Annotated in this window: 20 protein-coding genes and 1 other RNA gene; 15 read left to right on the forward strand and 6 right to left on the reverse strand. The window is 23.1% G+C overall.

Annotated elements, in window-relative coordinates; all coding sequences use genetic code 4:
* The first annotated feature begins 41 nt into the window (after positions 1–41).
* The 5 genes from N8G13_RS01605 to ligA all read left to right on the forward strand — a co-directional run bounded on the left by N8G13_RS01605 (position 42) and on the right by ligA (position 6379).
* Positions 42–1499, forward strand: coding sequence for a leucine-rich repeat domain-containing protein (locus tag N8G13_RS01605; protein ID WP_262289194.1), 1458 nt, complete (start codon positions 42–44; stop codon positions 1497–1499).
* Between the two features lie 226 nt (positions 1500–1725).
* Positions 1726–2523, forward strand: coding sequence for an energy-coupling factor transporter ATPase (locus N8G13_RS01610; protein WP_262289195.1), 798 nt, complete (start codon positions 1726–1728; stop codon positions 2521–2523).
* Positions 2514–3440, forward strand: coding sequence for an energy-coupling factor transporter ATPase (locus tag N8G13_RS01615; RefSeq protein WP_262289196.1), 927 nt, complete (start codon positions 2514–2516; stop codon positions 3438–3440). Before N8G13_RS01610 ends, N8G13_RS01615 begins: the two co-directional genes overlap by 10 nt.
* A 1-nt stretch (position 3441) precedes the next feature.
* Positions 3442–4371 carry an energy-coupling factor transporter transmembrane component T family protein gene (locus tag N8G13_RS01620; RefSeq protein ID WP_262289197.1) on the forward strand — a complete coding sequence of 310 codons (930 nt, stop codon included), beginning with the start codon at positions 3442–3444 and terminating at the stop codon, positions 4369–4371.
* 1 nt (position 4372) lies between these two features.
* The gene (ligA, locus tag N8G13_RS01625; RefSeq protein WP_262289198.1) at positions 4373–6379 is read left to right on the forward strand and encodes an NAD-dependent DNA ligase LigA; all 2007 of its coding nucleotides are present in this window, start codon (positions 4373–4375) and stop codon (positions 6377–6379) included.
* A 66-nt stretch (positions 6380–6445) separates the two neighbouring features.
* On the opposite strand, the gene pgsA is transcribed toward ligA, so the two are convergent.
* From pgsA to rnpB, 3 genes are all read right to left on the reverse strand, one after another.
* Entirely contained in the window at positions 6446–7075 is a 630-nt protein-coding gene (gene pgsA, locus N8G13_RS01630) for a CDP-diacylglycerol--glycerol-3-phosphate 3-phosphatidyltransferase (protein ID WP_262289199.1), read from the reverse strand.
* Complete coding sequence (locus tag N8G13_RS01635; RefSeq protein WP_262289200.1) at positions 7065–7631, reverse strand: MHJ_0274 family protein; 567 nt, start codon at positions 7629–7631, stop codon at positions 7065–7067. Before N8G13_RS01635 ends, pgsA begins: the two co-directional genes overlap by 11 nt.
* Before the next feature lie 79 nt (positions 7632–7710).
* Positions 7711–8014: RNase P RNA component class B (rnpB, locus tag N8G13_RS01640), an RNA gene on the reverse strand.
* Positions 8015–8070: 56 nt separating this feature from the next.
* Between rnpB and N8G13_RS01645 the strand changes: the two genes are divergently transcribed.
* The 10 genes from N8G13_RS01645 to N8G13_RS01690 all read left to right on the forward strand — a co-directional run bounded on the left by N8G13_RS01645 (position 8071) and on the right by N8G13_RS01690 (position 18628).
* Positions 8071–8559, forward strand: a complete 489-nt coding sequence (locus tag N8G13_RS01645; protein WP_262289201.1) for an MAG0490 family ComEA-like DNA-binding protein — start codon at positions 8071–8073, stop codon at positions 8557–8559.
* 152 nt (positions 8560–8711) lie between these two features.
* A complete protein-coding gene (locus tag N8G13_RS01650) occupies positions 8712–9803 on the forward strand; it encodes an MAG0480 family ComEC-like protein (RefSeq protein WP_262289202.1) in 1092 nt (363 codons plus the stop codon).
* Between the two features lie 48 nt (positions 9804–9851).
* Positions 9852–10805 carry a DNA polymerase III subunit delta gene (gene holA / locus N8G13_RS01655; protein ID WP_262289203.1) on the forward strand — a complete coding sequence of 318 codons (954 nt, stop codon included), beginning with the start codon at positions 9852–9854 and terminating at the stop codon, positions 10803–10805.
* Position 10806: 1 nt separating this feature from the next.
* Positions 10807–12315, forward strand: a complete 1509-nt coding sequence (locus N8G13_RS01660; protein ID WP_262289204.1) for an alpha-amylase family glycosyl hydrolase — start codon at positions 10807–10809, stop codon at positions 12313–12315.
* A 102-nt stretch (positions 12316–12417) separates the two neighbouring features.
* Complete coding sequence (gene rpsT / locus N8G13_RS01665) at positions 12418–12684, forward strand: 30S ribosomal protein S20 (RefSeq protein WP_216488887.1); 267 nt, start codon at positions 12418–12420, stop codon at positions 12682–12684.
* Positions 12685–12769: 85 nt separating this feature from the next.
* Positions 12770–13321 carry an inorganic diphosphatase gene (locus N8G13_RS01670; protein WP_262289205.1) on the forward strand — a complete coding sequence of 184 codons (552 nt, stop codon included), beginning with the start codon at positions 12770–12772 and terminating at the stop codon, positions 13319–13321.
* Between the two features lie 2 nt (positions 13322–13323).
* The gene (locus N8G13_RS01675; RefSeq protein ID WP_262289206.1) at positions 13324–14412 is read left to right on the forward strand and encodes a M42 family metallopeptidase; all 1089 of its coding nucleotides are present in this window, start codon (positions 13324–13326) and stop codon (positions 14410–14412) included.
* A 151-nt stretch (positions 14413–14563) separates the two neighbouring features.
* Positions 14564–14920, forward strand: a complete 357-nt coding sequence (locus tag N8G13_RS01680) for a type III restriction endonuclease subunit M (RefSeq protein ID WP_262289207.1) — start codon at positions 14564–14566, stop codon at positions 14918–14920.
* A gap of 71 nt (positions 14921–14991) precedes the next feature.
* Positions 14992–16266 carry a site-specific DNA-methyltransferase gene (locus N8G13_RS01685; protein ID WP_262289302.1) on the forward strand — a complete coding sequence of 425 codons (1275 nt, stop codon included), beginning with the start codon at positions 14992–14994 and terminating at the stop codon, positions 16264–16266.
* Complete coding sequence (locus tag N8G13_RS01690; RefSeq protein ID WP_262289208.1) at positions 16253–18628, forward strand: DEAD/DEAH box helicase family protein; 2376 nt, start codon at positions 16253–16255, stop codon at positions 18626–18628. Before N8G13_RS01685 ends, N8G13_RS01690 begins: the two co-directional genes overlap by 14 nt.
* Positions 18629–19197: 569 nt before the next feature.
* Here the strand turns inward: N8G13_RS01690 and N8G13_RS01695 are convergent.
* The 3 genes from N8G13_RS01695 to tyrS form a co-directional block, all read right to left on the reverse strand.
* Positions 19198–20541, reverse strand: coding sequence for an ATP-binding protein (locus tag N8G13_RS01695; protein WP_262289209.1), 1344 nt, complete (start codon positions 20539–20541; stop codon positions 19198–19200).
* Positions 20542–20951: 410 nt separating this feature from the next.
* Positions 20952–21158, reverse strand: coding sequence for a hypothetical protein (locus N8G13_RS01700; protein WP_262289210.1), 207 nt, complete (start codon positions 21156–21158; stop codon positions 20952–20954).
* 450 nt (positions 21159–21608) lie between these two features.
* A complete protein-coding gene (gene tyrS, locus N8G13_RS01705; protein ID WP_262289211.1) occupies positions 21609–22835 on the reverse strand; it encodes a tyrosine--tRNA ligase in 1227 nt (408 codons plus the stop codon).
* Between the last annotated feature and the right edge of the window lie 184 nt (positions 22836–23019).

A 23019-nucleotide genomic window follows, 5' to 3' on the forward strand; every position in this document is an offset into this window, starting at 1 on the left:
TTAAAAATTAAAAAATATAATAAATCAAAAGGAAAAGTATTATGAAAAGGAAACATAAAATTTGAATTATTCTAGCTAGTTTATTGGGTATTTTAGCAGTGACCACTACAACTTTTGTCGTAAAAGAAATACAGCTAAATGTTCTAATAAAAAAACAAAAAAAATTATGAAATAATTTGGACAAACTACAAAATGATAAATTTAAACAAGATTATTTTTGAAACTCAAAAATTCAAGAAATTTTAGATAAAAATATTGTTTTAAATACTTTTAAAGAAAATTTTCCAGATGTTAAAAGAAAAATTAATAACCTTGATGTTGAATTAAAAAAATATTATGAAATTAATACTCAAATAAAAGGCATAGAACCGGTTTTTATTAAATATAATAAGATTACTGAAGAAATAAAATCATATATAAATAAAAATTTAAGTGAAAAGCAATTTCAAAAAGTAAAACAAACACTTGAAGAAACAGAAAAAATAACTAGTAAAATCATACATACAAAACCTACTAAAAATAAAACAATAGCACAAACAGCCTTTTTACAAAATGCTTTTGACAAGGCAAAATTACATAGCATAGCAACTGAAGACAACGAATATAATTATTTAGAAATAAATGAAAGTAACCTCCAAAAATATATGGATGAGGGATTTATTTTTGCAAGACTAAATGATAGTGAACCAACGAGTGATTATACAAAATACATATATACTTACAAAGATTTGCAAAAGTATCAAATGAATAGATTAACATTTGTATTTACTAAAAACATACCTAATGTAGATGCTATTAACTGAACTTTAGAAAATAATTTTGAAATTAATAAATTTTCTAAAAATAAAATAACACTTAAACATTTAAAATTACAAAATATTAAAGAAATAAAAGAATTAACTTTTTCTCATGCTAATGAATTGTTAACACTTGATTTGCCAAATGTAATAAATGTAAATATCGATTCCTTTAATGCAGAAATTCCACTAGTGAATGTAAAAGCACCAAAATTAAAATCAGTAAATAGTACAACATTTGGTGAAATTTTTTTAGAAGTATTAATAGAATCAAATAAAGATAAATTAGCAATTTTTAATGATGTAATCGTTGATGGGACTAGAGCAAAGGGAAATATTGTAATACCTAATAATATTACTACAATTTCATCTAGTGCTTTTTTGGCTAACCACCAATTAATCAGTATTGACTTGCAAAACGTTGTTGAAATTGGAAATTCGGCATTCTTAGACAATAAAAATTTAACAAATTTTGCTGCACCAAAACTAAAAATAATAAAAAATGGTGCGCTTAATTCAAATGAATCATTAAAAGGAATATATGCTCCTAATGTTGATGTTTTCGGAACAAATGCAATTAAATATTCTGGAATAACACTTGAAAATTCCACATTACCAAAACAAATAACAGAAAATATTTTTAATTCAATTAAACAAGGTTTAGCATGAAAAAAAGATAAAACAAACAATTCTACTGAATAATTTATAAATGTAAGTTCAAGAAAATAAATCTTGAACTTTTTATCAATCTTACATTTAACAAATAAAATAATTATTCATTCAACTAATATACGATTTAATAATCGTAACAACTAGTTATATTTTATTACTTTGTATTATACTAATTAAGAAAAAAATTGCAAAAAATATACCATATTTATTCAATTGATTTTATTACATTAATACTTATTAATATATAATTTACAATATGATAAAAATTAAAGATTTATATTACAAATACCCAGAAAGTCAATCATTTGCTTTACAAGGTGTAAATTTAGAAATTCAAACAGGTCACTATGTGGCTATTTTAGGTCATAACGGTAGTGGAAAAAGTACACTTTCAAAATTAATTAGTGCAATTTATAAAGCTACTGAAGGTGAAATTTGAATTGATGACATTATATATTCAAAAGAAAATTTAAAAAAAATAAGACAAAAAATCGGGATTATTTTTCAAAACCCTGATAACCAATTTGTTGGTGCAACTGTTGAAGATGATATTGCTTTTGGTTTAGAAAATAAACATGTTCCAAGAGAACAAATGAAAGAATTAATTCATAAATATGCAAAATTAGTTTCAATGGATGATTCTTTAGATCGTGAACCATCTAACTTAAGTGGTGGACAAAAACAAAGAGTAGCTATAGCATCTACATTAGCTCTTGATCCTGATATTATTATTTTCGATGAAGTTACTAGTATGTTAGATCCAAGAGGAAAAGAAGATATCCTTGAAATTATTCATAACTTACACAGAAATACAAACAAAATATTAATTTCAATCACACATGATATGGATGAAGCTGTTTTAGCTGATGAGCTTTTAGTATTTAGTGGTGGAAAATTAGTTGCAAGTGGTTCTCCGAAAGAAATTTTAAAAAATAAAGAAATAGTTGAACTCGCTAAAATTGACTCACCTTTTATTTATAAATTATCTGAAATGATTGATGGAATTGAACCAACCTATGATGAAAAAGTTTTAATTGAGGAAATATGCAAATAGAAGTAAATAATATTTCAAAAGAATTTGATAAAAAATTACCAACTCATATCAAAGTCTTAAAAGATATAAATATAAATTTTGATGAAGGTGAAATGATTTCAATAATAGGACATACAGGAAGTGGTAAAACAACCTTTATTGAACATTTAAATGCATTATTATTACCTGATTCAGGTATGATAAAATTCAAAAACATAAATGTACCACATAAAAAACTTTTTAGTAAAAAACAAGAAATTCAATTGGTTGAAACAGATATAGAAATAGTAAATACAAAAAGAAAAATCAAAAATATTAAAAGTGTAAGAAAAGAAGTGGGTGTTGTTTTTCAATTTGCTGAATATCAATTATTTGAAAATACAATTGAAAAAGATATTATCTTTGGTCCTGTTTCAATGGGTGTTCCTGTTGAAAAAGCAAAGCAACTTGCTAAAAAATATTTAGAAATGGTCGGTTTACCTGAATCTTATCTTGATAAAAGCCCTTTCAATTTAAGTGGTGGACAAAAAAGAAGAGTTGCACTAGCTGGTATTTTAGCAATGGAACCTAAATTTTTAATTTTAGATGAACCAACAGCAGGTTTAGATCCAGTGGGTGTTGAATCAATGTTGCAATTATTTAGTGATTTAAACAAAAAAGAAAACAAAGCAGTAATTATTGTAACTCATGATCTAGATAATGCTCTAAGATGAACAAAACGTTGCATTATGTTTAAAAATGGTGAAATCATTAAAGACGATGAAACATATAAAGTTTTAAATGACGAAAAATTTTTAATTGAAAATAACCTAAAAGCCACTCAACTTCTTACTTTTGTAAACAAATTAAAAGCTCGTGGCGTTAATTTAGGAAAAATAACAAACATAAATGAATTAGCAGATGCAATAAATAAAAAACTAAAAAACAATAAGGAGTAAAATGAACGCAATTATAGGTAAATTTGTTAATATTGACACCATAATTCACAAAATGGATCCTAGATTAAAATTTATAGCTAATATTTTATTTATTGTTTTATTTTTCTTAGCTGATACTTTTGTTATTTTAAGCGCACTGCTTATTTGTGTTATGATTTTTTATTTAATTGCAACAAGATCATTTAGAACTTTAATAAGAAAATTTAAATTACCAATTTATATAGGATTATTTTTATTAGCCATAAATGTTTTTACAATCAAGGGTGTTGCTGAAAATTATATTCCTATTGCAAACGAAGGTGGAGTTGATGATTTTGTTATTTATAGAAATTATATGATTATAAATGATATTTACTGAGCACCATTTGGAAATGATAATATTTTTCAAATAACTAAATTTTCTTTAATTAGATCAGCAAGTATTACATTAAGAATTTATGGAGTTATTTTAATTACAACTATTTTAACTTTTACAACAAAAAGCGTGCTTTTAACAAAAGCAATCAATGATTTATTAAAACCTTTAAAATTAATTAAATTTCCAAGTGAAATTATTACTATGATAATCAATATAGCACTAAGATTTATTCCTACACTTTTAGATGAAGCAAATCGAATTATGAAAGCTCAATCTTCACGTGGAGTTGATTTTAAAAATGGACATGGAAAAGATAAAATAAAAGCTTTTTTAACTTTAATTGTTCCATTGTTTGTTTCTTCCTTTTCAAAAGCTAATGATTTAAGTGATGCTATGGTCGTTAGAGGATATGAACCTTATTCAAAAAGAACTCAATATAGAATTTTAGAAGCTAAATGGTTTGATATAGTTGCAACCATTATATTGATGTTAATTACTACGATGGTAATTGTATTCCAAATTTCTACAGTGCCCGTTCCTGAATGATTTGCAAATACTTTTGTAAAGGTTTAATATGGAAAATAACACCAATAAAAAAATTAAAGAAGAAATTATCCTGCTTCAAGAAAAAATTCAAGCGTGAAATCACGCTTATTTTGATTTAGATGATCCTATTGTTGAAGATGCAATTTATGATAAAGAAATCATTAAATTAAAAAACTTAGAACAAGAATATAATTTTTTATTTACAGAAGATGAATTATCCCAAAGTCCAACACGCATAATAGGTTCTTCAGTGTCTAATGCATTTCAAAAAGTGACTCATGATTCTCCAATGCTTTCATTACAAAAATCATATGAAAAAGAAGAATTACAACACTGAATTGAAAATATTAATAAAGTTTCATTTGATGTTAGTTATTTTATTGAACCAAAAATAGATGGTTTAAGTATTTCTTTAAAATATAAAAATGGAAAATTAGTACAAGCGGTTACAAGGGGTGATGGTCATATCGGAGAAGATGTAACACACAACATATTAACTATTGAAGAACTACCTAAACAAATTAATTATTTAAAAGAAATTGAAATTCGTGGTGAAGTTTATTTAAAACTTTCTGAATTTGAAAAATTAAATCTTGAATTAAAAAAAGAAAATAAACAACAACTTGCAAACCCAAGAAATGCAGCAAGTGGTTCACTTAGACAACTTAATCCAGAAATAACAAAAACAAGAAATTTATCAATATTTTTATACAATATTCAAGAACCACATGAACACGAAATTTATAGTGTAGATGAAACAAGAAAATGACTAAAAAATCATAATTTTCCAGTAACAGATGAAGGTAAGGTTGTATTTAATATAAATGAAATGTTAGAATGAATTAATGACTTTAAATTCAAAAAAACACTTTTAGATTATGAAACTGATGGAATAGTAATTAAATTAAATGAAATTAAATATTACAATCTGTTAGGAACTACACAAAAATTTCCACGTTATGCAATAGCATATAAATATGAACCAAATACAGCTACAACCGTTTTAAAAGATATTTTTGTTACAATAGGAAGAACTGGAATGGTAACTTATAATGCTACTTTAGAAAATGTTTTTTTAGGTGGTTCAAACATTCAAGCAGCAACTCTTCATAATTATGATTATATAAAGAAATTAAAAATAGATATAGGTGATTTAGTTTATATAAAAAAAGCAGGTGAAATTATTCCTAAAGTAATTTCTACAGTTCATTCAAAATCTCAAACTAATTTTCAAAAAATTTTACACTGTCCATTTTGTAATAGTTTATTAGAAGATAGCGATACTGGTATTGACCAGTTTTGTGTAAATGAAGATTGTAAAGAAGTAAAATTAAAAAAAATGATTCATTTTACTTCAAAAACTGCAATGGATATTTTGACACTAGGAGAAAGAAATATTGAAATTCTTTATAATTTAGGTTTAGTCAATTCTTTTAGTGATATTTATAAATTAAAAGATAAATATGATCAGTTAATTAAAATTGAAAGATTTGGAGCAAAATCAGTTGAAAAAATGCTTCAAAGCATTGAAGATTCGAAAAATCAAGATTTAAGTAGTTTAATTCATGCAATTTCTATAAAATTAGTAGGTGAAAAAGTTTCTTATTTTTTAGCATCAAAAATCCAAGAATTTAAAAACCTTTTAGATTTTGATTTTGATTCTTTAATAACTTATCACGAAATAGGTGAAAAAATTATTCATAGTTTAAAAGAATTTACCTCTAATTCAAAAAACAGACAAATGATTCAAGAATTAATTGATTTAGGCTTAAACCTAAAACACAAAAATCAAATAAATTCTTTTAGTTTAATGAACCAATCATTTGTAATTACAGGTACATTATCACAACCTAGGCCTTCAATTGAAAAGATTCTTATTTCAAAAGGTGCAAAAGTTTCAAGTTCTGTAACTAAAAATACTTCATATTTATTAATTGGTGAAAAACCAGGCTCAAAACTCGCAAAAGCAAAAGCTCTTAATGTAAAAATAATTACTGAACAACAACTTTTTGAAGAAATATTACAAGAAAATTAATAAAAATAAAGTTAACTGCAAAGTTAACTTTTTTAATAAAAGTTGAGCATAACAACTAACTTTAAACTATTTAATTTTAAAGTGAGGATCTTTTAAATAAGAAGAAATATAGATATAACCGCTTATATAACTAACTATTAAAGTAGCAATTAACGGTAAAGTTATTAAAAATAAATATAAATTAATATTTTGTAGTGCATTATGTCAAATAATTGGTGCAAATAAACCAATTATTACAAGAGATACACTCATCATAATAGTTTTAATTTTCCCTCATATATTAGCTTGTACTGAAATATTTAATGATGCTGCATATATTCTTATTCCATCAACAACAATATCTCTTAAAACTAATAAAATAACAATAACTATAAAATAAACAGTATTAATTTGTAAGATTAAACTAATTAACATACTAGTTGTAATTAATTTATCTGCAATAGGATCAAATATTTTACCAAAAGTACTAACTACATTTCATTTTCTTGCTAAATACCCATCTAAGTAATCAGTTACCATCGCAAAAATAAAAACAACTAATAATAAATATGGAATAACCACTGATGAAGAAAATGAATTATAATAACTTATATTTTGAATAACGATTGCATAAATAATTAATAAAATAACAAAAATAATTACTGAAGCTAATCTTGAAATTGTTAAAATATTAGGAATATTTTTTTTATTTTTCATAGAATTTTCTTTCAATGCTTTCTTTTACATTTTTTTCATAATTTAAAAATAAATCATCTTTTTCTAATTGTTCATAAAGATTGTTAAAATATTCAATTTCTTTAACACAAGATTTATATCAAGTACTTGCATTTGTATCAATTAAAGTTTTAATATTTTTTATAAAATCTTGGTATTTTTCAGATTCTTTAAAGTCATTAAAATCTTCACGATTATAAAGAGTACTTAAAAGATTTTTAGCACCATCTTTAATTTCTTGCATTTTGTATTTTCCAATACTTGGAACAAAATTTTTAACTTGGTCATTTGTATATTTAATTATTTCAGTAATTGAAATAACATATTCACGATAAATTTCTTTATTTATTGTTGATTTTTCTTTTAATTTTTTTATTTCTTTTCTTTTTGTAACTATTTGTTTAATTATTTTATATAAAATATATGAAACAATTAAAGCTAAAATAAGTGCTAAAATAAGATACATTAATCAACTATTTGCACTAAGTAAACCGCCACTTTGTGCTGATTCTTCACGTGATACATATAAATTTGTCATCTTTCCTCCATGATTCTTTTTAAATTATATTTTATTTTTATCAAAAATAAAAAAATACACTATTAAAATAGTGTATTAGCTCTATAAACCCCTTTTTGTACCTTAAATTTAAGGCGCCAATTATTTATCTAGAATAAAAATATTCTCCCAAAATTAGTTCATTTCCCTTTTTCGGGCTCCAATACCATAATTTTTGTTTCTGACTCATGAAGTTTAACCTTTTCACTCTTGCTATAACTAAAATAGTAGACCTTGTTTCTGTGTCACTAGTTGTTAGTATAAATACTACCTGAATTTATTAGACTCAGCATGAACACTACTTTCATCGCAGAAAGTGCCAGTGGGGATTTTCCTCTACATTACTGCAGCAATTGGCCAAGCTAAATAAAATTATATTATAAAATTTTTAGATTTTTTTAGATTTTTTACTTTTAATAGTGTGAAGATAAATAAAAAAAGTATATTATTAATTTTTGTAATTATTTGCATTATTGGAGGGGTTTTTATTACCAATAGTCTAAAAATAAATAAACAACAAATAACTTTAACAATAAAAAGAAAAGTCATAAATTTATCAGGTGCTATTGAAGTTCCTGGTTTATATGTAATAACTGAAAAAGAAGATCTTAAACATCTTTTATTTAGAGCAAAAGTTTTGCATATTGCTGACTTTAAAAATATCGATTACAATATGCAAATTTTTAAATTATCAACTTTATACATTCCTTTTGATACATCTAAAAAAATTTCCTATAAATATATAAAATCTCCTGATTTTTTTATACAAATAAAAATAAGAAAAAAGCAAGCTGATATACTATTTAAATACTTTCAAAATACAAAAAAACCAACATGAGATGAAATAGAAAATATATATGGAATTGGCAAAGTAGCTTTAAAGAATTTACAAGAACATATTTTAATTTAGTTACTTTTCAATCAAGTTTTTTATCAGTTTTATTTTTATATTTATCAATATTTTTGAGTATTTATTGAGTATTTGGAGTAATATTTCTCTTTTTTTGAAATCTTAAAAACAAAAAATTTTGAAAAGTATTTATCTTATTTTTAATTATTTTTTTGTTGTTTTTTGTAATAAGCTTTATTATATGAAACAAGATCAAAATATTAAATGGAAATTTTAGGGTTGAACATGTTTTTAAAAATGGGTTTACAATTAATGTTGCAAATAAAAAAATTTTTGCTTATTACAAAATAAATAATAATGTTGATTTTGTTTACTTAAATTCAGTAATTGAAAAAATAAATAAAACAAATAAAGATTTTTTATTTTTAAAAAATATGCAAATTGATTTTATTTTAAAAATCATAGATATAAAAGAAAATGAAAATACATCAATTTTTAATTTTTTTAAAGTTATTATTCAAAAAAACACAGATATTTCACAAGAATTTCTTAATTATTTTCTTTTTGCTAAAAAGTTAAATGTTGAAAATATTTATCAAAAAATTAAGAATTTAAATATTGTTCATTTATTTGTAGTTAGTGGATATCATTTTTTTATAATTTATTTTATCTTTAAAAAAGTTTTTTCTAAAGTAAAACTTTTAAATAAAATAGATGATTTTATCATAATTTTAATACTTAGTTTTTATATTTATTTACTGAATTTTAATTTACCTTCAGTTAGAGTTTATACATATTTTCTTTTAAAATTAATATTAATTAAAATTCTTAAATGTAAATTTAGCAATTTACAAATATTTGTAATTTCTGCTTTATTAAATTTTTCTTTTAAACCTAATTCAATATCTTCTCTTTCTTTTATTTTAAGTTTTGGTCTTAGTTATATAGGTTTAAAAATGCAAATGTTAAATACTAAATATAAAACACTAAAATTTAGTTTAATTTGTTATTTATTTTCAATTTGTGTAATGAGCCAAATCAATAATAAATTCAATGTTTTTGGGTTTATATTTCAGTATATTTTTAACTTTATAGTGATATTTTATTATATTTACTCACTTTTATTTTTTTGATTTTTCTATTTAAATAATATAGTCTATGATTTTTTATTTCAGTTAATTGAAAAAGCAAATCAAATAAGTATTTATTTTGATTTTTTAAAGCTAAATTTAGCATATGCATTGATATTTTGAATATCAATTAATTTTTGATTAACATATAAAAAAATAAAACAAAATAACTAATTTTTTAAATGCCATAATTTTAGTTTTATATATAATATAATTTTAATTATGAAGTTTATATATGGAGAAGAAGAATTTTTTATAAATCATTATATTCAAAAAACACAAAATGATTTCAAAGACTTAAATAATAAATATGTTTTTGATGAAGATGCAGACATTGAAGATATTTTTAACACTATAACAAGCATGAACATTTTTAATGAAAAAAGACTTGTCATTATAAAAAATAATGTTTTATTGTCTTCTAATAAAAAATACAATGATATTGTTGAAACTTTTATAAAAATTTTAAAAGATTTGCCAAATGATATTGAGATAATTTTTTCTTTACATGTTCCAAAATTAAAACAATTTAAACCTTCTAATTTGTTTTTATATTTAGAAAAAGAAGCAGAAGTAAAAAAATTTACAAAAGTTAATGATAAAGATTTAGCAAAATTTATAAAAAAATACGTAAAAATAAACAATGCAGACATTGAAGAATTAGCTGTTGCAAAAATAATTGAAACATTTCCTAATAATTTATTCTTAATAACTTCTATTTTAGATAAATATATTCAAAGCAATAAAATAATAAAAATAGAAAATATTCAACAACAAAATGAAATTTTCTATGAAAATCCTGAATGAATTGTAAGTGATTCTTTATTAAAAAGTCAAAATTTAAAAGATTTTTATTTAAAAATTTTATATCAATTAAATTTTGGTATAAGTATTAGAAATATAATTGTACAAATTATGAATATTTTTACAACTGCAATGGACATTTATATTCTCAAAAAACAAAATACATTAAAAGAAATTAGTGCGCTTTTAAATATTCATGAATATCGCTTAAAATTAATTTTTAATTATTTAAATACACATGACATTGATTTTATTAAAAAACAAATAATATTTTTATCACAACTAGATATTGACATAAAACAAGGTTATATAGATGAAAATATAGCTCTTGATTACTTAATTTTAAATTTATTTAGAACGGCGGAAAAATAAAATGGCAAATAAAAAAACGATTTTATATCAACTTAAAATTGATAAATTTAAAGATTCAAATGAAACAGGTTATGGTGATTATAAGGGGCTTTTATTACAAATAAAATACTTTCAATTCTTGCAAATTGATGGAATTATTTTAAATAATATTTTAGATTATTATAAAAATGCTAAATCATTAGCTGAAATTGAATCAAAATATGGTTCTATTTTAGAATTTAAAAAAATGATAAATATTTATACTTCTAACAACATAAAAATGGGTATAAATTTAGATTTTAATAATTTAAGAGATACATTCAACAATTGAAAACAAGCAAAAATACTTCATGAAAATAAAAATTTCACAGCAAATCAAACACAAAAAAATACCTTTGAAAAATATATTGATAAAAATAATAAAGAAAATGATATCTTTTTAAATCAAACAGAATTTCTTGATTTTTATAACAAAATATTTGATTTCTATTTAAATTTAGGTTGCAATTTTTTTGTTATAAACATAAATAATGAAAATTCAAAAAATAATAACATAAATGAAAAAGAAATAGATTTAATTAAAAATATATACAAAATCTCTAAACAAAAAAACGAATCTTTTGAGATTATTATAAAAACAAAAAATCACGAATTACATAAAATTCAAGCATCTCAAAAAGAAAAAATTTATGACTTTTTATTTATTGATAAATTTTCTGAAATCGGTAGCGATAAAACATACAAAAATAAATTAATGATAAAATTTAAACCTTGACAATTGCTAAAAGAATTAAGAAATTATTTAAGCTATGAAGATGTAATTATTTCTTTAGCTTCAGAACATATAGGTAGAATAAATAGCCGTTGAGGTGATGAATTAGCTTTTAATAAAGAAGCTTCTAAATCATTTGCTTTATTGTTGCTTGCAGCAAGAAATTCAGCAAACATTTATTACGGAGATGAACTTGGTTTACTAAAAGCAAAAATTGAAGATTATCGAGATTTTAATGAATTTAATTACAATGAAACCAAAAGATATTTAGAAACCAAGAATATTAGTACTGATATTTTTTATAATTCATATTTATATCAACATTCTATTTCAGTAAATAATATGATGCCTTGAAATTTAGAACCTAACTTTGGTTTTTCGAAAATAAAAAATAAAAAATTTATTTTTGCAGAAAATTCTAAACAAAATAATGTTGTAAGTGAATTTAATGATCCAACTTCATCACTTAATTTTTATAAATATTTAATTGAATTTATAAAAAATAAAGATTTTGAAGAAATTTTAAACAATGGTAAAATATCTTTTTCTAAAGATGTATTTAAAAAAGGTGTTATTAAAATTAAATATAAATTACAAAATAAAAAATTGCTTTTTGTCATAAATATTTCAAAAAAATCAAGAAAAATTCACTTATCAAAAAAATATGAAATAATTAAATCAACATACCATGATAAAAAATATTTAAATATTCCAAATTCACTTGATCCTTTTGAAAGTTTAATACTATTAAAAAAGTAAAATAAAACATAGAAAACAAATATAACAAAAAACACAAAAAATATTATTTTTTTTGTATAATTAATAACATACGCTCAAAACATTATTATACGAGGAGAAAAAATGGCAAATATTAAATCAAAAATGAAAGCAATCAAATCAAACGAAAAAGCAAGAGTGAGAAATGCAGCTATTAAATCAAGTGTAAAAACAGCTATTAAAAAAGCTAAACTTGGTGCTACAAAAGGTGAAGAAAATATCGCAACTTTAGTAAGCAAAGCTCACCACGAAATTGATAAAGCTGTTTCAAAAGGTGTACTACACAAAAACAACGGTGCACGTAAAGCTGCTCGTTTAGATGCTTTTGTTGCAAAGTCTACTACAAAATAAAAGTGTAATAATTGTTATAACTCTACTCTATGTAGAGTTTTTATTTATTTTTTTTAAATATATATTTTAATAGTAAAATATAAATATGAAAAATATAACAGTTAATATAGAAATTCCTAAGGGAAGTAAAATTAAATATGAATACAATCGTAAAACACAAAAAATAGCGGTAGATAGAATATTAAGAGGAGACTTTACATATCCTGCAAATTATGGATATATTACAGAAGCATTAGACTGAGATGGAGATGAATTAGACGTTTTAGTTTATTCACAAGAAACATTTATGCCAGGTGTTAGTTTAGAAGCTAGAGTAATCGGAGCAATGAAAATGATTGATGGGGGAGAAACAGATACCAAATTAATTGCAGTTCATGCTGATGATTATCGTTTAGACCACATTACAAAACTTGCTGATTTAGATCAAATGTGACTACAAAGTGTTGAAAATTTCTTTACAACATACAAAAATTTTAAAGGTAAAGGTGTTACATCAGTTAAAGGTTTTGAAGATGAAGTTTGAGCTGAAAAAGAATATTTAGAATGTGTTGAACTAATGGAAAAATATGGTTCAATGGATAAAGATGAATTTATCGAAAAAATGAAAAAAGAACACCCTGAAAAATACGAATTTTAATTATGAACAAACAAGAATTTAAAGAAAAACTAATTAAATACATGGAATTAGAGGCGATGAGCCGTTATGAAGAACCTGTTGCTCATGAACTTAAATATTCAACAAGTTCTTCAAATTTCAGTCATAGTTACGATAACTTTGGATCATTAATTATTTTTAAAAAATCTAAAGTAGAAAATGCACCAAAAGTTCAAATTTCTGCACATATGGATGAAGTTGGTTACATTGTAAGAATGATTGATAAAACTGGACACTTACTTCTTATGCCAATTGGTGGAATATGAGCATCTGTTGCAATAGGGACTAAAGCAACTTTAGTAACTAATAAAGATAACAAAAGATTTACAGGAGTATTTGGTCATACATCAATTCACGTAATGACACAAACCCAAGTAAATAATGCTCTAAAAAATAATGAATTATTTGCAGATTTTGGATTTACAAGTGACAAAGATGCAATCGAAAATGGTGTCGAAGTTGGAGATAGAGTCTATATGTCTGGTGAAACTATTTTATTTGCTGATGAAGATTTAGTTGGTGGAAAAGCAATGGATAATAGAGCAGGAGTTACAACACTAGATTATGTAGCTAACCAAATTAAAGATTTAGACTTAGCTTGTGATGTTTATTTAGTAGGAACTGTTCAAGAAGAAGTAGGAACTAGAGGTGCTAAAACTTCTGTAAGTATAATTGAACCTGATATAGCTATCGCACTAGATACAACAACAAGCCATGATACTTATGGTATTGTTGCAGGAAATACTAAATTAAAAGCTGGAGCAGCACTAAGAATATTTGATAGAGATACAATGATGGATCCTAAATTAATTGATTTTATTGCAAAAATAGGAACTAAAAACAACATAGATTTTTATAAATATGTTGCAGTTGGTGGTGGAACCGATGCAGGTGAATTACAATACGGAAAAGGTGGAGTATCTACACTAACAATAAGTATTCCACAAAGATATTTACACTCACCAATTGGTGTTTCTTCTATTCATGATATGATGTCAAGTGGTAACTTAATTGTTGAATTTTTAAAAGAACTTTCACCAAAAACATACCAAGAACATATAAAACATAAATAAAAATACATTTAAAAAACATGAACAAAATAATTTAATTTTCTGTTCGTGTTTTTTTATTATTTTTTATTTAAAATAAAATTAATAATTTCTTAGATAAAACTGATTTAGAACTAAAAAATATTATAATATTAATATAAAAAGGAAGGTTAATATGCAAAATGATGATTATTTAAAATTATTAGAAAATTATAAAAATAAAATAGATGAATTATCAGTTAATGATCTAAACAATGATCAAAAAAAATTATGTAAAATGATTTTGGATAATTTAGATGATAAAACTCAATTACAAAATGTTTATCAATTTTTAATAAATAGAGTAAAAATTGGTTTTACTTTTGATATAGCACCTGAGGTTAATAATAAAAATATTTCAGTACTTAACTATAACCAAAAAAAATCTTTTAGTTTTCCTGAAAATGAAAACAAAAATACGCTAATTATTGGTGAAAACTACGATGCATTAAAGAATTTATTAGTAATAGAGAGAGAGAGAGAGCGGGCCTAGATTATAACTACGACATAATCTATATTGACCCTCCTTACAACACAGAATCTGCAAATTCTGATGGTAATAACTTAGCAAATGACAAAGAAAATATATCATCTTCAAAATTTATATATAGAGATAAATTTAGTCGTAACGGATGATTAAATATGATGAATGAAAGGCTTAGATTAGCTAAAAAACTCCTTAAAGAAGATGGGGTGATTTTTGTTTCAATTGATGATAATGAACAAGCTTACTTAAAAGTTCTAATGGATGAAATATTTGGTGAAGAGAATTTTATAACTAATATATCATGAATTAAAAAAAGGGGTCCAGGAGGTAACACTTCATTTGATTTTTCTATCGTAAAAAACACAGAATATATATTAGTTTATGCTAAAAATAGTGAAAAAAAGGTTTTCAACTACATTAAGCATGACGAAAATAAATTAAAAAAATTGGGATATGTTAATAAAGATGATTTTTTTGAAGAGAGAGGTTTTTATAAATTGACATATCTATTCCGGCCAAGTTCTAATGGTAGTTTTCAATATAGTAAATCGCTTGACTATCCTATTCAAGCACCAGATGGAACTTTTTTTGATTTGCATGTTAATAAAATTAAACCAGAATCTGGGTGTTATACATGGGGTTATGAAACATATTTAGCCGGTAATAAATTAGGTTTTATTGAATGTGAGAAAAATAAAGATGGACACTGAGTTGCTTTTCGAAAACAATATACTAAAGTAAAATTTGATCCTAAACAACATAAGGTAATTGACAAAATTGCAGGACAACAATATCAAAATTTTATTGATGATTTTTATTCATCAAATGGTGGTGAAGAAATGAAAAATATTTTTACTAATAAAAATATTTTTGATTTTCCAAAACCTACATCATTAATTAAATATTTGATAGAAATGGCGAACGAAAAGAATAACATTCGTGTTCTCGATTTTTTTGCAGGTTCAGGAACAACTGGACACGCTGTTTTAGAACTAAATAAAGAAGATAATGGAAATAGAACATTTACACTTGTAACAAACAACGAAAGCAATATCGGTTATGGTGTTACTTATGAGCGTTTATACAGAATAAACAATGGTTTGGGTACAAATGCAGAAACTTTTAAATGAACTGAAAAAAATGAACCATATAAACAAAATTTAAATGTTTTTGATTTGGCATATTATAATGTTGATATTTCAAATAACATAGATAATACAAATACATTAATAGATGTCTTAAAAAACTCATTAGCAGAATTTGGTATAAAAGATATCGCAAACGAAGAATTGTTAAACAATTTAACTAATTTATATGCATTAGAAAGAAATGAAAAAAATGAAACTAACTAACGTACAACAAAAAGCAGTTTCAGAATTAATTAATAATTTTAATGATGCATATATTAAAAATACCAAAGAAAATAACATAATTGAATTTCAAGCTCCGACAGGTTCTGGAAAAACATTTATGATTGCTAATTTTATAGATCAAGCTATATCAGTAAATAAACAAAATGAAAACAGACCAATTATATTTATTGTTATGACACTTTCTAATGCTGAATTACCAAAGCAAATGGAAGATAATTTTAATGAATATAAAATAAATTTAGAAAATAAATTAGACATAATTTTTGAAAGAAAAGAATCACCATCAAATGGTAAAAATAATACAAAAGATGGTGATTATACATTCAAATCTGAAACAAATAAAGTATTTATTTTAGGTTCTTCATCATTTGGAAAAAATAAAATTTATACTGAGTGAGGTATTTTAGATAAATTTATAGCAGAAATTAAAGAAAAATATTTTGTTATTTTCATCAGAGATGAAGCACACATAGGAACATCAGAATCTAAAGCAAAAGGCCAAAATAAAAAAGAAATTGATAATTTCTATAACAAAATGAAAAATGCAGCTAATTTTCAAATTAATATGACTGCGACACCCAATAGAAAATATAAACAAGTTAAAATAACCGAAAAAGAATTAAAAGAAGATAATATTAAACTCATAAAAACGGTAGGTTATTTAAATGAGGGTATATCAGAAGATTCTAACTCTCAGTTAGATGATTTAAGTATTTTAAAATTAGCATGCGAAAAATTCAAACAAATTAAAAGCATATATATTTCAGAAGAAGGTTTAGTAGATAATATTAACCCTGCAATGTTAATACAAGTTAATGACAAAAAAGAAAAAGATGCTAATTTTGATGAAAATATCAATAAAATTATCAAATGTTTAGAAAATAATGGCTTAACTTGAGTTAAATATTTTTCATCTGATAAACAAGAATCTGGTAGTAGGGGAAATATTACTCTAAAAGAAATTTCTAAAAATAGTTCCGATATAGACGTAATTATTTTTAAAGTTGGTCCGGCCACTGGTTGAAATATTCCACGAGCTTGTATGCTTGTACAATTAAGAAATGTTTCATCAGAAAACCTATCAATACAAACTTTAGGAAGAATTAAGAGAAATCCTAATCCTGCTTTTAATTTTAAGCAAGATTCCAATGCTTTTAAATATTGGGTTTATTCTAATATTGATAATTTAGACTCATTAAGCAAAGAAAAAAACTTTAAGTCTTATAAATTAAACAAAAATAATGTAGAAGATAAATTTTATTATGGACAAATAAACAAAGAATTAATAAAAATTAAACTAGATTTACATAAAGAAATATCAAAGATAATTAAAAATAAAAAAAACATATTAAAATCTAATTATGAATATTATTTAGAATTTTATAAAAAAAATGGATTTCTTTCAGCTAAAGATAGTATATTAAAAGAAAGTACAACAAATATAGAGCGCGAATACATCATTAAAAAAATAAATAATAATATTGAACTAAACAAATTTAAAAAAGAATTTCAATTTAATTCTAAAAATATACTTGATAAAAAGTATATAAATACAATAGATGAAGAACTAAAAACAATAGCTAATGAATCAAACTATAATAAAACACTTCTTTGGTATGTATTTATCAAGCTTTTATATTCTCAAATTAAAAATTTTATTTTAGCAAAAAAAGAAGAAGAAATAGAAAAAACAAATGAAAAAGAATTTAATTTTATTTATAATAAACAACTGCCTTTAAATATCACGATTGAATCAAGTGATGAAAATAACAAGATAATGTTTGATGAAAAGAATATAAATTATAAATATGAACTTATTAGTATAAATAATAAAAACATTGAAAAAAGTCACTACTTTGACTCTCAAAATGAAAAAATTTTTATTAATGCAATTATTTCACTTTTAAAAAATAACAATAAATTTAACGAAATAGAATTATTTAGAAATCCTGTAGGAAATGGTTTATTTTTTGAATATTATGACGAAGAACATGAAATAAAAAGACAATTTCCTGACTTTTTAATTACTTATAAAACAAATAAAATATTACATCAATTATCAATAGAAATAAAAGATCATAATTGAGATTGTGATATAAAAAAAACATTTAAAATTATTGATTCTTATAATAAATATTACAAGCAAGATATTAAATCAGAATTTAACCAAATTATTACCTCTATTTTAATTACTGTGGATAAAACACAAAATTCCATTAACAAGTTTCACTTACGAGGTGGAGGGAGTATAGATCCTAACATAAATAGTTTTATAGATAGTAGTAAAGATTCTTTAATAACAGTAGAAAAAATATATCAACTTGTTAAATTAAATATATAACTTAAACAAGTACAAGAATAATAAAATATACATAACCAACTGACTTGGCATAGAAAATTAGGATAAATTTTGATTTAAAGTTAAAAAATTATTGAATGAAATATTATTTACAAAAACTTTTGATTATAACTTATCATTTAAAATATATTTAAAAATTTAACTATTAAATAACAAAAATAACTTTAAAAACAGGACAGTGGCAAACAACTTGTTATTTGCTGGTAAATAAAAAAATGGAGAATTAAGTTATGGAAAAAATAGAACTAAAAGAACTAATAAAAAATCAAATTACTTCAAGGAATGAAAACCCATAACAAATGTTGCATCTTATATTAAACATGGTGTTTGTAATTGACTTTATATAATTAAAACTCATTACAAGATGACAATATAATAATAAACATTAAATCGAAATAAGTGTGGATAAAAAAATTAACATTCGTGAAATGTTAATTTTTTTATCCATCTTTAATATGTTATGGTGCTAACTAATTAAAAAATACTAATATTTGTTTTCCACATTTAAGTCCATCATTATTAATCATATCGTTAATTTGTTTTTGACCTATTTAATTATTTTTTATTTTCCAGTAACCATTCTTTGAACTCCCTATATATTCTAATTTATCTTCTTCTTTTAGTTTCAAAATATCTCTTTCAATTGTTGATTTTGATACACGCAGAATATCTTTAAGGTCACTTCTTGTTATGTTTTTATTTTCTTTGATTAGCTCTAAAATTTTATCTATTCGTTTTTGACTATCCAATTTCAATTTTTTTGCTTCATTTTGGGCTTCATTTTGGGCTTCATTTTGGGCTTCATTTTGGAATTCATAGTTTCTATTAAATAGAGTTACAATAACACCGTTGTTAGAAATATAATATTCAGGCTGTTTTGTAAAATCAGTATAGTCTTCAAATATTCTTCTTACACCTGATGCATAGTTTTCAATAACATCAATTTTATCTAAGGTATTAACAATTATCTTATTCCTTTTAGCCACCATACCCACTTTAATATTTTCAAGTGTTAAACCATCTGGCAAACTACCTGGGGAGAAAATTTGAACTCTGTCGTCATAAAATTCAATTTTTATATCACCACTTAATGTATAATCTCGATGACAATAACAATTTACGATAGCTTCTCTTAATGCTCTCTTAGGTATATCCAAAAATTCATCTCTATCAGGTTTTCCTGAGATGGTAATTCTTTTTCTATTGGATAAACTAGAAAAATACAACACCTCATCTAATTGTTTCAGTATTGAGCCTGTAAATTCTTTTTTATCAAGAAACACGCTAACATTCATTCCTTGAAATACTGCAAATTTACTAATCGTTGGATTTTGATCACTCAGTAGTAAAGCTGCATTATTATATTTTCCATCTTTGTCTAATAAAGATAAAGCATATTTATCAAATTTAACTTTTTTATCCCTAAACCTCTTTTCTAAGTACTCAAAAGTTAAATCATCTCTTTCAATTCTGATAGATTCAAAATCATTTGAACTATGTTGTCTTATCATTCTTTGAAATTCATCAACACTAGCAACTCTTTTTGTGCTTCCAACTCTAATGAAAACACCTTTAGAGTTGAATCCTTCTCCATCTTTATAATAATATGGTTTGTTTTTTCCTTCTAATATTTTTATTTTAAAAGGTTCTTCATTAGGATAAATATGAATTAGATTTGTTACATCACAACTAAAAGCATTTACTACCCAATTAGATAAAATTTGTTCCCATTCTCGCTTCTTACTCTGTATCAAGTTGCTATCAATTGTACCATCATCATTAACACCTAAATGAATTTCTCCACCTTTTGTATTTAAAAAAGATACTATTTCTGCTTTTAATTTATTTTGTTTTTCCGGAATGTCAATTTTATATTCAATTGTACTATCTTCCATATCCCTCCCTTTATGCCTATGTGTTGTTTACAATCACCTAAGTATTAGACAACTCTAAATAACACAGATATTAGTAATTTTTTAATGTTTAATAGTTTTTTTAAAGCACTAAAACCTTGATTTTGCTAGTTCTTGTACCGTTGTAGTAATTATGGTATAAAACCTAGAAGTCGCTTTTAAATTGAAATTTGTCTACAATCTCTTAAATGATTTGAAATTATTTCAAACACCAATTCGATACTTCATAAGTGTATAATATTAACTAACTTCTTTTTCTAATGTATTTAAAAATTCACCAATAAAATATTAATAAATGTAGCCTAATAAATCATAATCTTGTTTTCCTGTGGGGGATTTCATCTATTTTTTTATCAATTGTTTTAAATTATTTTCAGTTGCACATTTATCGCTTACTGATATTTTTCATAATTATTTTTTAATTGTTTTAAAATTCCATGATGGAATTGAATAAAATTATCATCTTGTGTATCTTGTACACTTGTTTTAAATGAAGATAATCCAGAATTAAAAAATCTATTGAAAGTTGTTCGTCTTCATTGGATTATTAATTCAAGTATGAAATAAAAATTTATAAGGTATCTAATAACCTTTTTCATCTAAAATTATTTTTTGGATATTTTCACCTGGAGAATTATCAAATTCTTTTATTTCTTCATATTTTATATTTTCATTTCCAAAAATCAATCAAAAATTATTTGTAAAGAAATTTATAAAATATAAAAACTCAAAATTATATCTTTATATTTTTCTGAATCAAATTTTTTCTTAATTCATTAGTTTAATCTCATAATTTACTAACTAATTGAGTGGGTTTCATTTTACAGCCATAAAACTCCTTTATAATATAAAATTATATATAAAATCAAAATTATAAACAAGACAAAAACAAAAAGTTTCCATAGTCAGAATTAGTTTTTAGTACTGTAAATATTTTTTGATTATAAAAACAAATACAATTATTTAGTATATTATTAACTATATAAGTACCTACCATTATAAACTACTAATAAAAATACACAAGCATCAAAACTTGTGTATTTTTAATATTATTTTTTAATGATAATAAATTCTTTTTTACCCTTTTTTAAAATAGCATATTTATTATCAAAATTATTAAATGTAATTTTTTGATTCTCATCTTCTATTTGATTTGAATCAATGCTTAGAGCTTTGTTATTTAAAAATTCTCTAAATTCTCTTCTACTACTTAATATTTTATTTTCAACTATAAAATCAATAATAGATTCATTTTTATATTCAAATGTTCTTAAAAAACCTTGTAATAAGTTAATATCTTCTAATGTTAAATCTAAAATATTATTTTTAAATAATTTATCAGAAATTTCAACACATTTTTGAGCTGTTTCTTTTCCGTGAATAATAGTTGTAGTTTCAAATGCAAGAGTTTTTTGAGCTAATCTTAACTTAGGATTTTTAGTATGTTCACTTATGATATTTTTTATTTCAGAAGTTTCTAAAAAAGTAAGTCAATTCAATAATTTTTCAACATCATTATCACTTTGATTTAATAAATATTGATAAATATTATAAGGACTGGTTAATTCTTTATCTAGTCATAAACTACCACCACCAGAACTTTTTCCTATTTTATTACCATTAGCATCTGTTAAAAGATTACTGGTAATTGCCAGCGCTAAATGATCATCACCATGAAAATTTTTAATAAATTCTAATCCTGTTGTTATATTTCCTCATTGGTCACTTCCACCCATTTGTATGCAAACATTTTCATTTTCATATAAATATTTAAAATCTCAACCTTGAATTAGTTGATATGAAAATTCAGTAAATGTCATACCATTTGCTAATCTTTGTTTAACAGAATCTTTTGCTAACATATAGTTTATATTAATTTTTGTTCCAACAAGTTTTAAAAAGTCAGCTATGTGCATATTTTTGTAAAACTCTAAATTATCAATAACTTCAAGGCCGAAACTTTCAAGTTGTTTAATTATATGATTTTTATTATCTAAAAGTGTTTTAGGATCTAAAAATTTTCTTTCACTATCTCTAAAACTTGGATCACCAATCATTCCAGTAATTCCACCAACTAAAGCAATCGCTCTATAACCTTGTTTTTTAAATCTCATTAAATTAATGATATGAATAAAATTACCTAAATGTAAACTTTTAGCAGTAGGATCAAAACCAGTATAAATTGCATGATTTGTGTTTATTTTGTTTAATTTATCAGTATTTGAAATATCTTTTAGTATTTTTCTTTCAATTAAATCATCAATAACTTTTTTCATAAAACTCCTTTAATATAATAATTTTATATTAAATTTATACATTTTTATTTAGATAATAAAAATAAAAAAATATTAACTCTAAGGTTAATATTAAATTATTTAATAAATGTTTAGTTATCTTAGTTAGAAGATGCTAATTTTTGTGCTCTTCTTAAGTCACGTGCTTGTTCTTTTGCTAATTTTT

It is taken from the genome of Mycoplasma zalophi, from assembly GCF_025486335.1.
Lineage (GTDB): Bacteria > Bacillota_I > Bacilli_A > Mycoplasmatales > Metamycoplasmataceae > Metamycoplasma > Metamycoplasma zalophi.